Here is a 15124-nt window from a genome sequence, read left to right as displayed (position 1 = left end):
CGGCTGTGCGTTTCTCAGATAAATCACAGGTTGCCGAAAGGATGCTCTCAGCGGCACCGGCCAAGGTGTCCGCTATGACCACGACCTCGCCCCAGGGGCGCACCGAACTGCTGAGGCCGGACGGGAGCCCCGTCCGCGTGCTGGTGGTGGACGACGAGCTGTCGATCACCGAGCTGCTGTCCATGGCCCTCCGCTACGAGGGCTGGCAGATCCGCAGCGCGGGCGACGGGACGGGCGCGGTCCAGACCGCGCGCGAGTTCCGGCCCGACGCCGTCGTTCTCGACATGATGCTGCCGGACATGGACGGGCTGGCCGTCCTCGGGCGTCTGCGCCGGGACATGCCGGACGTGCCGGTGCTGTTCCTGACCGCCAAGGACGCGGTCGAGGACCGGATCGCGGGGCTCACCGCCGGTGGCGACGACTACGTCACCAAGCCGTTCAGCCTCGAAGAGGTCGTGGCCCGGCTGCGGGGACTCATACGACGTGCGGGTGCCTCGGACCGGCGCTCCGAGTCCGTGCTCGTCGTCGGGGACCTCACGCTCGACGAGGACAGCCATGAGGTGTCCCGGGGCGGCGCCAACATCCACCTCACCGCGACCGAGTTCGAGCTGCTGCGGTTCCTGATGCGCAACCCGCGCCGGGTGCTGAGCAAGGCGCAGATCCTCGACCGCGTGTGGTCCTACGACTTCGGTGGCCAGGCCAATGTGGTCGAGCTCTACATCTCGTACCTGCGCCGCAAGATCGACGCCGGGCGCGAGCCGATGATCCACACCCGGCGTGGGGCCGGCTACCTGATCAAGCCCGCCGCGTCATGAGCGGACGACGACGGCCGCGGACGCAGGGGAGGCGAGGACAGCCGCGCACTCTGCGGACGCGGCTCGTCGTCGCGTCCGTCGCGCTGATCGCCGTCGTGTGCGCCGTGATCGGCACGGTGACGACGATCGCGCTGCGCTCCCATCTGTACGACCAGCTGAACGACAACGTCGGCGAGGCGGCCATGCGCGCGGCCGGCGGTCGGGTGGGCGATCCGCCGGACGGTGGCGGGGCTCCGCGCCCGCCGAGCGGCGACGGCATCGTCAAGGATCCACTGGACTTCGTCACCTGGGGTCAGGCCATGGGCGCCATCGGCGCGATCGTGAAGAACGGCGAGGTCACCAAGGGCGTCGTCAGTGTGGCGAAGAAGGACTCCAGCGGCGCGAAGCAGCCCACGCAGGTCAAGCTCGGCGAAAGCCAGTTGGCCGCCCTCGCCTCGGTCGCGAAGGACGGGGACCCACACACCGTGGACGTCCCGGGCCGTGGCGAGTACCAGGTCCAGTACCAGTCCGGCAGGAATGGCGCCTTCTACGTGGCCCTGCCGACCAAGGACGTCACCAACACCCTCACCACGCTGATCTACGTCGAGATCAGCGTGACCGCCGCGGGCCTCGTGGCGGCCTCCCTCGCCGGAGCGGCCATCGTCACGCTGGCCCTCCGCCCCCTGCGCAAGGTCGCGGCCACCGCCACCCGTGTCTCCGAACTCCGCCTGCACACCGGCGAGGTCACGCTCTACGAGCGGGTGCCGGAGTCGGAGTCCGATCCGCACACCGAGGTCGGACAGGTCGGGGCGGCGCTCAACCGGATGCTCGACCACGTCCACGGAGCGCTGCACGCGCGCCAGCAGAGCGAGATGCGCGTACGGCAGTTCGTCGCGGACGCCAGTCACGAGCTGCGCACCCCGCTCGCCTCCATCCGCGGATACGCCGAACTCACCCGGCGCGGCCGGGAGGAGACCGGGCCCGACACCCGGCACGCGCTCGGGCGGATCGAGTCCGAGGCCGGGCGGATGACGCTGCTCGTGGAGGACCTGCTGCTCCTCGCGCGGCTCGACGCCGGACGGCCCCTCCAGTACGAGCAGACCGACCTCGTCCCGCTGGTGATCGACGCCGTGAGTGACGCGCGGGCGGCCGGGCGGGACCACTACTGGCGGCTCGAACTGCCCGAGGAACCCGCGCTGGTGGCGGCGGACGCCGCACGGCTGCAACAGGTCATGGTCAACCTCTTCGCGAACGCCCGGACGCACACCCCGCCGGGCACGACCGTCACCGCGCGGGTGCACCGGCACGGGCCGTGGCTGTGCGTCGACGTCCAGGACGACGGGCCCGGCATCCCCGCCGACCTGCTGCCCCGCGTCTTCGAGCGGTTCGCGCGCGGCGACTCCTCGCGCTCCCGGGCCTCCGGCTCCACCGGTCTCGGGCTCGCGATCGTGCAGGCCGTGGCGGCCGCGCACGGGGGCGCGGTGACCGTGGACAGCGTCCCCGGCAGGACCGTGTTCACCCTGCACCTGCCCGCGTCCGCACCCGAGACGACGTGGCGACAGCACTCACAGGCACAGCACAGCGCCACCACATGGGCACAACAGGGCGCGTGACGACAGTCGTTCCATGCGAACCGACTCTTCTCCCGGCGACCTGCCGGCGCGGGAGCATCTCCCGGCCACAGACGCCGGTACGCCTGTCCTGGACGTAGTGATCCCCGTCTACAACGAGGAGAAGGACCTCCAGCCGTGTGTGCTCAGACTCCACGAGCACCTCAAGCGCACGTTCCCGTACGCGTTCCGCATCACGGTGGCGGACAACGCGTCGACGGACACCACTCCCCGGGTGGCGGCGCGCCTCGCGGCCCGGCTCCCGGAGGTCGTCTCCCGCCGGCTGGAGCAGAAGGGCCGCGGCCGGGCGCTGCGGACCGTGTGGTCGGCGTCCGACGCGCCGGTCCTCGCGTACATGGACGTCGACCTGTCCACCGATCTGAACGCCCTGCTGCCGCTGGTGGCGCCGCTGATCTCCGGACACTCGGACCTCGCGATCGGTTCGCGGCTCGCCCGCTCCTCGCGGGTGGTGCGCGGCGCCAAGCGGGAGTTCATCAGCCGCTCGTACAACCTGATCCTGCGCGGCTCGCTCCAGGCACGCTTCTCGGACGCGCAGTGCGGGTTCAAGGCGATCCGCCGTGACGTCGCCCAGGTGCTGCTGCCCCTGGTCGAGGACTCCGGCTGGTTCTTCGACACCGAGATGCTCGTGCTGGCCGAGCGGGCCGGGCTGCGCATCCACGAGGTGCCGGTCGACTGGGTCGACGACCCGGACTCGACCGTCCACATCGTCAGGACCGCGACGGAGGACCTGAAGGGAGTGTGGCGGGTGGGACGCGCCCTCGCCGGCGGATCGCTCTCGCTCGACCGGCTCGCCCGGCCCTTCGGGGACGATCCGCGCGACCGCGAACTGACCGACGTGCCCAGGGGGCTGGCCCGCCAGCTCGTCGGCTTCTGTGTCGTGGGCGGCCTGTCCACGCTCTTCTACCTGCTGCTCTACAGCGGCTTCCGCTCCTTCTCCGGGTCCCAGGTCGCCAACGCGCTGGCGCTGCTCGTCTCCGCCGTCGCCAACACCGCGGCCAACCGGCGGCTGACCTTCGGGGTCCGCGGCCGGGGCGGCGCCGTCCGCCACCAGGCGCAGGGACTGGTCGTCTTCGGTATCGGGCTCGTCCTGACCAGCGGATCCCTCGCCGCCCTGAACGCGGCGACGAACGATCCCGCGCACTCGACCGAACTGGCCGTCCTGATCGCGGCGAACCTCGCCGCGACCGTCCTGCGGTTCCTGCTCTTCCGCGCCTGGGTCTTCCCGGACCGGCGCGACGAGCCCTCGACGTCGGCTCCGTCGCCGGTGGTGGCCTCGCACCGGCCGGGCGCACACGCCGCACATCCGGCGGCGCCCCACCCGATGCCCGTACGGCCCGGCCCGCCGGAGTACCGGCCGCTGCCGCAGCGGCCGACGGCGCCCTCCCCCACCCAGCCCGCGACCTCGTACGACACGGCCCCGTTCCGCGCCGGTGACGCCGCGGACCGGGGCCGGGGGGACTCGACCATGCAGATGCAGGCAGTGCGCCCGCACGACCACGACCCGAGGAACGCGCGATGACGACGCAGCCCGACACGAGTACCGGGAACGGTACGGGCCCGAGCGGTGCCGGAGAACCGAGCCCCGGCACGGACGCCCGGTTCGCCACCAGCTCCGCCCCCTCCTGGGGCCCGCCCGCCCCCACGCTCCCGGCCGAGCCGGTCCGTCCCGCGGCCGCGCCCGGAGCCGGTGAGCCCGCACGGCCCTTCCTCCACCGTGCCTGGCGGGGCAGGCCCGAGGACCCGCGCTGGGCGCGCCCCGCGTTCCTCGCCCTGCTGCTCGCCACCGCGGTGCTGTACCTGTACGGCCTGAGCGCCTCGGGGTACGCCAACTCCTTCTACTCCGCGGCGGTCCAGGCGGGCAGCCAGAGCTGGAAGGCGTTCTTCTTCGGTTCGCTCGACTCGGCCAACGCCATCACCGTCGACAAGCCCCCGGCCTCGCTGTGGCCGATGGCCCTGTCGGTTCGGATCTTCGGTCTCAGCTCCTGGGCGATCCTCGTCCCCGAGGTGCTCATGGGCGTGGCGACGGTCGGCGTCCTGTACGCCGCCCTGCGCCGCCGCTTCGGCCCGGCCGCGGGACTGATCGCGGGCGCGGTGCTCGCGCTCACTCCGGTCGCCGCCCTGATGTTCCGGTTCAACAACCCGGACGCGATGCTCGCGCTGCTCATGACCGTCACGGTCTACTGCGTGATCCGGGGTCTGGAGGACGGCCGGACGAAGTGGCTCGTCTGGGCGGGCGTCGCGGTCGGCTTCGCGTTCCTCGCCAAGACGCTCCAGGCGTTCCTGATCCTGCCGCCGCTGGCCGTGTTGTACGCGGTGTGCGCGCCGGTGAGCCTGCGGAAGCGGTTCGCGCAGATCGGTCTCTCGGCGGGAGCGATGGTCGTCGCGGGCGGCTGGTGGGTCGCGATCGTCGAGTTGTGGCCCGCGTCCTCGCGCCCCTACATCGGCGGCTCGCAGAACAACTCCTTCCTGGAGCTGACCTTCGGCTACAACGGGCTCGGCCGGATCAACGGCGACGAGACCGGCAGCGTCGGCGGCGGTGGCGGCGGGGGCGGCACCGGGCAGTGGGGCGAGACCGGCTGGAACCGGATGTTCAACTCCGAGATCGGCGGCCAGATCTCCTGGCTGCTCCCGGCGGCCCTGATCCTGCTGGTGGCGGGCCTCGTCCTGACCCGGAAGGCGAGCCGGACCGACCTGACCCGTGGCTCGTTCCTCGCATGGGGCGGCGCGCTGCTGATGACCGCGCTCGTCTTCAGCTACATGGCCGGCATCTTCCACCAGTACTACACGGTGGCGCTGGCCCCCTACATCGCGGCCGTGGTCGGCATGGGCGCGACGGTGCTGTGGGAGGAGCGCGGCAGGGTGTGGGTGTCGCTCACCCTGGCCGGAGCGGCCACCGCGTCCGCGGCCTGGGGGTACGTCCTCCTCGACCGCACCTCCGACTACCTGCCCTGGCTCAAGTGGCTCGTCCTCGTCGGCGGTCTGACCGGCGCCCTCGGTCTGATCTTCGTGACGCGGCTCGGCCGCCGGCTGGCGCTCGCGGCGGCGGCGCTGAGCTTCGCGGCCGCGAGCGCGGGACCGACCGCGTACACGCTCTCCACGGTGAACACCGGGCACTCGGGTTCCATCGTGACGGCCGGCCCGTCCGGGGCGAGCACGATGGGCGGACCCGGCGGCGGTGGCGGCATGCGCGGCGGCTTCCCCGGCGGCGGCCAGAACCAGCAGAACGGCAACGGTGCCCAGAACGGGCAGCAGGGCGGCGGCACGGGCGGACCCCCGACGGGCGGCACCGGCGGTTTCCCCGGCCAGAACCAGCAGGGCAACGGGAACACGCAGGGCAACGGCGGTACCCGGGGCGGGAACCAGCCGGGCGGCATGCCCGGCGGTGGCCCGGGTGAGGGCGGCATGGGCGGAGGCGGTGGCGCGGGTGGTCTGCTGAACGGCGCGAACGTCGGCTCCGCGGCCAAGGCGCTGCTGTCGAAGAACGCCGGCGACTACACGTGGGCGGCGGCGGCCATCGGCTCCCAGAACTCGGCGAGTTACCAGCTCGCCACGGGCAAGCCCGTGATGGCGATCGGCGGCTTCAACGGCACCGACCCGTCGCCGACCCTGGCCCAGTTCAAGAAGTACGTGACCGAAGGGAAGATCCACTACTTCATCTCGGGCGGCGGTATGGGTGGCGGCGGGGGCGCGAGTTCCTCGACCTCGTCCCGGATCAGCTCCTGGGTCACGGCGAACTTCAAGAAGGTGACGGTGGGTTCGGCCACCTTCTACGACCTGACGCAGCCGACGAGCAGCAGCTGACTCCTCGACCGACGGCACCGTCCCGCCGGACGGCGGGCGGTGGCCCGGAGCGGACCCGCTCCGGGCCACCGCCCGTTCGTACCGGTCGAGGACGGCGGCGGACCCGCTCCGGGACGCCTGTCCTGGACCGGCTCCGGGGAAGGCGGCGGACCGGCTCGGGGCGGGGCGGCGAGCGGGCCGTCCCAGCGGCTGCCGAGCCCCGGAAAACCGCGTTGTACGCCGTATGGCGACTGTTCTACGGTGTACAGCATGTCAATCTCGTCCCCTCTCCAAGGGCACCCCCAGCGCTGGCTGATCCTCGGTGTCATCTGTCTCGCCCAGCTCACCGTGCTGCTCGACAACACCGTCCTGAACGTCGCCATCCCCTCCCTCACCCGCGAGCTGGGCGCGGCGACCTCCGACATCCAGTGGATGATCAACGCGTACTCGCTGGTGCAGTCGGGACTGCTGCTCACCGCGGGCAGCGCCGCCGACCGCTACGGCCGCAAGAAGATGCTGGTCGGCGGACTCGCCCTGTTCGGGGTCGGCTCGCTGGTGGCCGGACTCGCCGACTCCACGGGCCAGTTGATCGCCGCGCGGGCCGGCATGGGCGTGGGAGGGGCGCTGCTGCTCACCACCACCCTCGCCGTCGCCATGCAGATCTTCACCCCGGACGAGCACCCGAAGGCGATCGGCGTCTGGAGCGCGGTCAACGCGGTCGGCTTCGCCGCGGGGCCGCTGATCGGCGGCTTCGTGCTGAACCACTTCTGGTGGGGGGCGATCTTCCTCATCAACCTGCCCGTCGTGGCACTCGGCCTCGTCGCGGTGGTCGCGCTCGTCCCCGAGTCGAAGGCCGCGCCGCGCGTCACCGCCGTCCCCGGGGCCCCGGGCGAACCGCGCCGGGCGGACCGGCCGGACATCGTCGGCGCCCTCCTCTCGACGGTCGGCATGACCGCCCTGGTGTTCGCGATCATCTCGGGCCCCGAGCACGGCTGGACATCGGCGCGGGTGGCGGCCACGGCCGCGCTCGCCGTGGTCGTCCTCGGCGCCTTCGCCGCCTGGGAGAGCCGGATCCCGTACCCCATGCTCGACCTGCAGTTCTTCCGCAACCAGCGGTTCACCGGTGCCGTCGCGGGCGCCGTCCTCATCACGTTCGGGATGGGCGGTGCGCTGTTCCTGCTGACCCAGCACCTCCAGTTCGTGCTCGGTTACGGGCCGTTGGAGGCGGGCCTGCGGACCGCGCCGCTCGCGCTCGCCGTCGTCGCGCTGAACTTCTCAGGACTGTCGGCCCGCTGGACCGCGCGGCTCGGCACGCCCCTCTCCATAGTGACCGGCATGACGCTGATGTCCGCGGGCCTGGTGTCGATCGCCACGCTCACCGGCCACGGATACGCCGGGACACTCGCCGGACTGCTCCTCATCGGCGCGGGCTGCGCGGTGGCCAATCCCGCGATGGCGCACGCCATCATGAGCGCCATCCCGCGCGAGCGAGCGGGCGTCGGCGCCGGGATCAACGGCACGCTCGCCGAGTTCGGCAACGGGCTGGGCGTGGCCGTGCTCGGCGCGGTGCTCAACGCGCGGTTCGCGGCGCTGGTTCCGGTCGCCGCGGCCTCGCTGCCGGCCGCGCTCGCCTCCGCCGGGTCGGCCGAGGAACGCGGGCGGATCACCGACGCGTTCTCCTCGGGCCTGGAGACCAGCCAGCTGGTGGGCGCCGTCGCCGTCCTGCTCGGAGGGCTCCTCGCCGCCGCGTTGCTGCGGCGGGCCGAGAGGGACTCCACCGTGGCGGTCACCGTGTGAGGGCGGACGGGTCCGCGCCAAGGCGTTTCGGCGGCTGCCCGGAGGACACATCGGACAGAGACGGCGCGGTGGTGCCCGTCGAGCGCCGTCGAGCGCCCGCTTAGCATCGTCAGGGTGACGGACCGGGGAGCCTCCGGTCCATGCCGTGGTTCGAGTTCCGAGGAAGGTGCGCCATGGTGAGGGCAGCCGACAGGGCCAAGCGTCCGGCGCGGACCAGTGTCTGGCTGGAGGGCAAGGCCCCCCGGGGCCGGGCCGCGCGGAACGGCGGGCAGCCGACGGGGCTCGACCGGGAGCGGATCACCGAGGCCACCGTGCGGTTGCTCGACGCGGAGGGACTCGCGAAGTTCTCGATGCGGCGTCTGGCCGCCGAGCTGAACGTCACGGCCATGTCCGTGTACTGGTACGTCGACACCAAGGACGACCTCCTGGAGCTCGCCCTCGACGCGGTGTTCGGCGAACTGGACCTGCCGGACGTCGAGTCGGCGGAACACTGGCGGGATCAACTGCGGGCGCTGGCTGTCGGCAACCGAGCGCTGCTCGTGCGCCATCCGTGGGTGTCGCCGCTCGTCGGGAGCTTCCTGAACATCGGGCCGCACTCCATGGCGTTCTCCAGGTGCGTACAGCGGGTGATCCGGAACACAGGGCTGCCGCCGCGCGGGCAGACCGGGGCGATGTCGGCCGTCTTCCAGTTCGTGTACGGGTTCGGCACGATCGAGGGCCACTTCGTGCAGCGGTGCGCCACGGCGGGGGTGTCGCAGGACGAGTACTTCCGCGAGGCCATGAGCACCATCAGCGAACAGCCGCAGCTGGCGGCGGACTTCGCCGGCGCGGCGGATCTGATGGAGGCCCGGGGCGGCGACACCGTCTCGGAGATGCGGGACCGGGACTTCGGGTTCGCGCTGGAGCTGTTGGTCGCGGGGATCGAGGCGATGGTGGCACGAGGCTGAGGCTCGGCTGCGCGCCGGGCGTTCCGGCGCCGGCTCCGGCTCCGGCTCCGGCTCCGGTGCGGTGGGTGGGTCGGGGCCGTGCCGGTACATCCGCCCGTCGCCGCGGAATCAGACGTAGGTCGAGAGGTGGGAGCTGCTCGATCCGAACGTAAGCGACGGGCATCTGATGTACCGGCACGGCCCCTTCCGTCGGACGCCGGGTGCGGGCCGTGCGTGGCCGGGGCGCGGCCCTTTCGCGGGGTCCGGGGCGGAGCCCCGGGTACGGGAAGGGCAGGGGCGGAGGGGGCGGGCAACCGCTGTACCCGGCCGGGTGGCTACTCCTGGGGGGCCAGGTGGGCCGGGAAGCCGCCGGTGGCCACCGGGCCCCAGCGGGTCGGGGTGACCCGGATGATCGACTTGCCCTGCTTGAGCATGGCCGCCCGGTACTCGTCCCAGTCGGGATGCTCCCCGGCGATGTTCCGGTAGTACTCGACGAGCGGCTCGACGGAGTCGGGGGAGTCGAGGACCTCGGCGGTCCCGTCGACCTGGACCCAGGGCCCGTTCCAGTCGTCGCTGAGGATCAGGAGGGAGACCCTCTCGTCCCGCTTGGCGTTGCGCGTCTTCGCCCGCTCCGGGTACGTCGAGAGGACGATGCGCCCCGAGTCGTCGACACCGCAGGTCAGCGGGGAACCCTGCGGGCCGCCGTCGGCGCGGCGGGTCAGCAGGACGGCCCGGTGGCGGGGACGTACGAAGTCCAGCAACTCGTCGAGGGAGACGGTGGTGTTCGTCGCGATGTTGGGTGCCATGCGATCAGCGTAGGCCGCGTGCGCCCCTGTCGCCCCCGGGCTGTGACCGTGCACGCCACCGCACCCCATCCGAACAGCTAAAGTGCTGTTCGTCCTGTGCTCGCAGTCGGGAATGTGCTGCGGAGCTCTCCTGCGCATGGCCGTTTGGCCGTGCATGCCGAAGAGGTTCGTGGTGGCTGCGTCCGAGTTTTCTGAATTGCCCCGTTCTGCTGCGGGTTTCGAGCTGGCGGATGCCCTGACGGTCGCCGCTCAGCAGTTGCACGACACCGTGAGCACCCACAGCACCCTGAAGACCGCCGTACGGCTCGCCGTGCACGTCCTGCCGGGCGCCGAGCACGCCGGGATCTCCGTCATCGAGCGCAAGGCCCACCGGGAGACGCTGGCCTGGACGGACGAGGTCGTCCGCTCCGCCGACGCGCTGAACGCGGGCCGCGAGCACCTGCCGTACTGGAACCGGCTGTGGACGGCTCCGGTGGCCCGGATCGAGGACAGCGCCTCCGTGGAGGAGGACGGGGACCTCGCGCTGTCGAGCCTCGGGCTGAGATCGGTGCTGTCGCTCAGACTCAGGGCCGACCGGCGCCGGCTGACCGTCCTGACGGCGTACGCGGGCAAGCCGCGCGCCTTCGACGACCGGGCCACCCGGGTCGGCCGGCTGTTCACCGCCCACGTCAGCATCGCGCTGGAGACGGCGACGATGCGCGAGCAGCTCACCGAGGCGATGCGCACCCGGGATCTGATCGGGCAGGCCACGGGCATCCTGATGGAGCGGCTCGACATCGACGCGTCGGAGGCGTTCGACAGCCTCGTGCGCACCTCCCAGCGGGAGAACGTCAAGCTCCGCGACCTGGCCCGACGGATCGTCGACGCCAGCGAGGGCGAATGAGCCGGGCTCAGACGGCCGGCAGCGACTCCCCCTGCACGGCCTGGATGTCCAGCTCCACCTTCAGCGTCGTGCCGATGGCGGAGATGCCCGCCTGGACGACCTGGTTGTAGTTCATGGCGAAGTCCTCGCGGCGCAGCTCCACGGTCGCGCGGAACGCGGCGCGGGTGCCGCCCCAGGGGTCGGCGCCGGTGCCGAGGTAGGCGAGAGCGAGGTCGACGGGCCGTACGACGCCGTGCATGGTGAGCTCGCCGTGCACGGTCCAGCGGTCGGAGCCCGCGGGCGTCACGCCCGTCGACCGGTAGGTGATGTGCGGGTACTTCTCGACGTCCAGGAAGTCCGGGGACTTCAGGTGGCCGTCGCGCATGCCGTTGCCGGTGTCGATGGAGGCGGCCGAGATGGTCGCCTCGACGCGGGACCCGGCCACGTCGTCGGGGGCGATCTCGATGCGGCCGGCGAAGTCCGTGAAGCGGCCGTGCACGCTGGAGATGCCCAGATGCTGGGCGACGGCGCCGATGGAGGAATGTGCCGGGTCGATGGTCCACGGTCCGGGCGGGGGCAGTTCGGTGCCGCCCTGGCGCGCCAGCGTCACCTGGCCGACCTCGGCCCGGCCGGCCGCCGTGACGATCGCGCTGGACGCGGCGGGCGCGTACCCGACCGCGGTCACGATCACGGTGTAGGCGCCCGGGGTGAGGCTCGTCGTGTCGTGGACGGCCCCGTCGGTGTCCGCCTCGGCCCGCAGCACCTGCGTGCCGGTCATGTCGGTCACCGTGACGACCGCGTGCGACACGGCCCATCCGTCCCGCGTACGGATCTTCGCGGTCAGTCCCATGTGCAGTAACTCCTTGCGATGCAGCATGCAGCAATGAAACCGGCCCGTGGGGGGCGCACCTCCGCTCAGAGTGCGCGCTCCCCACGGGCCGGGGCTCCGGACTACTCGCCGGGGTGGGCGAGTTCGATGTCGTGGTCGTCCACGCCACGGCCGCCGACGGTCAGGGCCGTCGCCACCGGCGGGTAGCCGGTCGCGATGACGGTGTACTCGCCGCCGTCCAGGTCGGTGAAGGCGTAGGCGCCGTCCGCACCCGTCCTGGCCGTGCCGACCACGTTGCCGGCCGCGTCGACCAGCGTCACGCGGGCGTCCGACAGGGGGCCGTGCGGTGCATTGACGACACCCTGGACCTGGGAACCCGAGTCGAGGTCGACCTCGATCCGGGTGACCCCGGCGCCGCCCACCTCGACGGGCAGCGCGCGCGGCCGGTGGCCGGCCGCGTTCACGGCGACCGTGACGATTCCGGGCACCAGCTCGGCGAAGGCGAACTCGCCCTGCTCACCGGTGGTTCCGGTGGCGAGCACGTCACCGCGGACGTCGGTCACGATGACCATCGCGTCCTTGACGGGGGTGCCGCCGTCGGCCGCCCGGACGACACCGCTCAGCCCGCTCGTGCCGCTCAGCAGGATGTCGTACGTGAGCGGCTCGTCGTTGACGACGATCGTCGAGGCCTGCGGCTGGAAGCCGTCGGCGGAGGCGATCAGGACGTAGGAACCGACGCCGGGCGCGTCCACCGCGTAGGAGCCGTCGGCCTGGGCGACCGAGCGGCCGAGCTGACGTCCCGCGAGGGAGATCAGGGTGACCGCGGCCTGCGGTACGGGCGCGCTCTCGTTGCCGCGGACCTGGCCGCGCACCGGGATGCCGCCGGACGCGGGCTGCGGGACGCTCTCCCGCGTCGCCGTGGCGACGGCCGCGAGGCGCTGCGTGCCCTCGGGGCCCGCCTCGGTGGCCGCGACGGCCTGGGCGGGGATCCGCTCGTCGTCGGCCGGGACCTCGACGGACTCGGCGACGGTCGTCTCCGTGGCCGGGGCGCCGGACTGCTCGGCGGCGGCCTGGGCCATCGCGCCGGACGTCCGCAGCGGGACCTCCTTGATGAACAGCACGATCAGGAAGGCGACCAGCGCCATGCCCGCGGCGATCAGGAAGACGTCCGCGATGCCGTGGCCGTACGCGCTCTCCATCACGGTGCGCAGCGGTGCGGGGAGCTTGTCCATGTCCGGGATGGTGGAGCTGGAATCCGAACCGGAGCCGAGGGAGGCGTACTTGGGGCCGAGGTCGGTCAGCCCGTCCTTCACGTAGTCGGTGATCCGGGTGGCCATGACCGCGCCGAGCGCGGAGACACCGATGGCACCACCGAGGGAACGGAAGAAGGTGACCGTGGAGCTGGCGGAGCCCAGATCGGACGGCGCCACCTGGTTCTGCGTGGACAGCACCAGGTTCTGCATCATCATGCCGATGCCCAGACCCAGCAGCGCCATGAAGATCGCGATGTGCCAGTAGGTCGTGTCGTAGCGGATCGTGCCGAGGAGGCCGAGGCCCGCGGTGACCAGGAAGCCGCCGGTGACGAGCCAGTACTTCCACCGTCCGGTCTTGGTGATGACCTGACCGGAGACCGTGGACGAGATGAACAGGCCGCCGATCATCGGGATCGTCATGACACCCGACATCGTCGGGGACTTGTCCCGCGCCAGCTGGAAGTACTGGCTGAAGAAGACGGTGCCGGTGAACATCGCGACGCCGACGAAGAGCGAGGCGAGGGAGGACAGCGTGATCGTCCGGTTGCGGAACAGCCGCAGCGGGATGATCGGCTCGCTGGCCTTGGACTCGACGAGGACGAACAGCAGACCGAGGACGACCGCGCCCGCGACCATCACGTACGTCTGCCACGAGATCCAGTCGTACTTGTCACCGGCGAAGGTGACCCACAGGAGGAGCAGGGAGACCGCGGCGGAGATGAAGAACGCGCCGCCCCAGTCGACCTTGACCTCGCGCTTCACGACGGGCAGGTGCAGGGTCTTCTGCAGCACGATGAGCGCGATGATCGCGAAGGGAACGCCGACGTAGAAGCACCAGCGCCAGCCGAGCCAGCTCGTGTCGGTGATGACACCGCCGAGCAGCGGGCCGCCGACCGTCGCGACAGCGAACGTCGCGCCGAGGTAGCCGGAGTAGCGCCCGCGCTCACGCGGGGAGATCATCGCGGCCATCACGATCTGCGCGAGGGCGGAGAGACCGCCCACGCCGATGCCCTGTACGACACGGCAGGCGATGAGCATGCCGGCGTTCTGCGAGAGACCGGCGGCGGCCGACGCCAGCACGTAGATGATGAGCGCTATCTGGACGAGCGCCTTCTTGCTGTACAGGTCGGAGAGCTTGCCCCACAGGGGCGTGGCCGCGGTCATCGAGAGCAGCGCGGCGGTGACGACCCAGGTGTACGCGGACTGGCCGCCGCCCAGGTCGCCGATGATCTCGGGGAGCGCGTTGGAGACGATCGTCGACGACAGGATCGCGACGAACATGCCGAGCAGCAGCCCGGAGAGCGCCTCCATGATCTGCCGGTGCGTCATCGGAGCGCCGTCGGCGGCGCCTCCGTGCTTGGCGTGAGAGCCCCGCACACCGGCTGGTGTGGTCGTTGCCATGGGCTTCCTTTTCTTACGTACTAAGCGGGTGTACGGGTGGTCAGTTCTGATACGTCTGTCGCGTACGGGGGAGGGTGCGCCGGGGTCCGCTGGGTGGAGCGGCAGTCGCCGAAGCTCTCGCGCAGCCTGCTCATCAGCTCGATGAGGAGCCCGACCTCGTCGTCGGACCAGTGGCTGAGCCGGTCGGCCAGCAGCCGGGAGCTGCGCAGGGAGAGCTCGTCGAGCTGCTCCTGGCCGGAGCCGGTGAGGCGCAGGATGCGTGAGCGCTTGTCGGCGGGGTCGGGGAACCGTTCGATCCAGCCCCGGTCGGCGACATGCGCGACATGGCGGCTGGTCACCGACATGTCCACGGAGAGAAGCTCCGCGAGTCTGCTCATCCGCATCTCGCCGTACCGGCCGAGCAGCGTGAGCACGGCCGCGGAGCCTCCGGGACAGTCGGGCGGCAGGATCCGCCCCATGTCCCTCTTCACGGCACCGATGGCGCTGAGCTGACGAGCCAGTTCCTCGTACTGCGCCTGCTCGGCCATCACACCTCCCCTATTCGTTGCTTAGGGCAACCATAAAAGCAGTTGGTTGCCGCAGGCAAACGAGTTCGGGGCTTCAGGGCTAAAAACTTGGCAAAGGCAAGCGTTGGCGAATGTAAACCCGCAGGTGAGGGCGGTCGTCAGGCTATGGGTTCGCTGTGACGGGGTCCGGAGCGCCCGCCGGACGCGCGTTCGGCGTCGCGCGGGATGCCCACGGAACGGGTGTTCCGGTCGAACCGCCCCTGGTCCGGCGGGAAAGCGGAACCCTGCACTTGGGCAGACCCGGCGGATTCGCTAGTGTCCTGGCCTATGGCAAACACCCAGGGCCCCGAGGGCAACTACGACCCCGCGGGCAGCACCCAGATGTTCCGTGCGTTCGTCGACGAGTCCCCCCAGGGCCGGCAGCAGCAGCAGGCGGCGGCTCCCGCCGGTCCCCGTGTGGGTCTGATCGTCGGCGTCATCGTCGCCGTCGTGGTCGTCGCCGCGGTGGCCTGGCTCGCGTTCAAGTAGGCAGGCCGGCC

12 protein-coding genes are annotated in these 15124 nt (G+C 71.6%); 8 read left to right on the top strand and 4 right to left on the bottom strand.

Going from position 1 to position 15124, the window contains the following annotated elements; translation table 11 throughout:
* The first annotated feature begins 74 nt into the window (after positions 1-74).
* The 6 genes from B0675_RS08675 (at position 75) to B0675_RS08650 (ending at position 8949) form a co-directional block, all read left to right on the top strand.
* Positions 75-815, top strand: a complete 741-nt coding sequence (locus B0675_RS08675; protein ID WP_179165267.1) for a response regulator transcription factor — start codon at positions 75-77, stop codon at positions 813-815.
* The gene (locus tag B0675_RS08670; protein WP_081218237.1) at positions 812-2407 is read left to right on the top strand and encodes a HAMP domain-containing sensor histidine kinase; all 1596 of its coding nucleotides are present in this window, start codon (positions 812-814) and stop codon (positions 2405-2407) included. The genes B0675_RS08675 and B0675_RS08670 overlap by 4 nt, the downstream gene beginning before the upstream one ends.
* 13 nt (positions 2408-2420) lie before the next feature.
* Complete coding sequence (locus B0675_RS08665; protein ID WP_081218236.1) at positions 2421-3944, top strand: bifunctional glycosyltransferase family 2/GtrA family protein; 1524 nt, start codon at positions 2421-2423, stop codon at positions 3942-3944.
* Positions 3941-6226 (top strand): glycosyltransferase family 39 protein, encoded by a 2286-nt coding sequence (locus B0675_RS08660; protein WP_081218235.1) that lies wholly within the window; start codon positions 3941-3943, stop codon positions 6224-6226. Before B0675_RS08665 ends, B0675_RS08660 begins: the two co-directional genes overlap by 4 nt.
* A 249-nt stretch (positions 6227-6475) precedes the next feature.
* On the top strand, positions 6476-8002 hold the full coding sequence (locus tag B0675_RS08655) for an MFS transporter (RefSeq protein WP_081218234.1): 1527 nt from the start codon (positions 6476-6478) through the stop codon (positions 8000-8002).
* A gap of 173 nt (positions 8003-8175) precedes the next feature.
* Complete coding sequence (locus B0675_RS08650) at positions 8176-8949, top strand: TetR/AcrR family transcriptional regulator (RefSeq protein WP_081218233.1); 774 nt, start codon at positions 8176-8178, stop codon at positions 8947-8949.
* Between the two features lie 314 nt (positions 8950-9263).
* On the opposite strand, the gene B0675_RS08645 is transcribed toward B0675_RS08650, so the two are convergent.
* Positions 9264-9734: a PPOX class F420-dependent oxidoreductase gene (locus B0675_RS08645; RefSeq protein WP_081218232.1), complete on the bottom strand. Its 471-nt coding sequence runs from the start codon at positions 9732-9734 to the stop codon at positions 9264-9266.
* A 154-nt stretch (positions 9735-9888) separates the two neighbouring features.
* Between B0675_RS08645 and B0675_RS08640 the strand changes: the two genes are divergently transcribed.
* Positions 9889-10617 (top strand): ANTAR domain-containing protein, encoded by a 729-nt coding sequence (locus tag B0675_RS08640; protein WP_081218231.1) that lies wholly within the window; start codon positions 9889-9891, stop codon positions 10615-10617.
* Positions 10618-10624: 7 nt separating this feature from the next.
* Here B0675_RS08640 and B0675_RS08635 read toward each other — a convergent pair whose 3' ends face one another.
* From B0675_RS08635 to B0675_RS08625, 3 genes are all read right to left on the bottom strand, one after another.
* Positions 10625-11446 carry a YceI family protein gene (locus B0675_RS08635; protein WP_081218230.1) on the bottom strand — a complete coding sequence of 274 codons (822 nt, stop codon included), beginning with the start codon at positions 11444-11446 and terminating at the stop codon, positions 10625-10627.
* Between the two features lie 101 nt (positions 11447-11547).
* The gene (locus B0675_RS08630; protein ID WP_081218229.1) at positions 11548-14079 is read right to left on the bottom strand and encodes an MFS transporter; all 2532 of its coding nucleotides are present in this window, start codon (positions 14077-14079) and stop codon (positions 11548-11550) included.
* Between the two features lie 20 nt (positions 14080-14099).
* On the bottom strand, positions 14100-14606 hold the full coding sequence (locus B0675_RS08625; protein ID WP_081218228.1) for a MarR family transcriptional regulator: 507 nt from the start codon (positions 14604-14606) through the stop codon (positions 14100-14102).
* 306 nt (positions 14607-14912) lie between these two features.
* Between B0675_RS08625 and B0675_RS08620 the strand changes: the two genes are divergently transcribed.
* Positions 14913-15113 carry a hypothetical protein gene (locus B0675_RS08620; protein WP_081218227.1) on the top strand — a complete coding sequence of 67 codons (201 nt, stop codon included), beginning with the start codon at positions 14913-14915 and terminating at the stop codon, positions 15111-15113.
* Positions 15114-15124: the final 11 nt, after the last annotated feature.

It is taken from the genome of Streptomyces sp. M41(2017) (assembly GCF_002078175.1).
In the GTDB taxonomy this organism is placed as follows: domain Bacteria; phylum Actinomycetota; class Actinomycetes; order Streptomycetales; family Streptomycetaceae; genus Streptomyces.
This window is presented reverse-complemented; position numbering and strand designations above follow the sequence as displayed.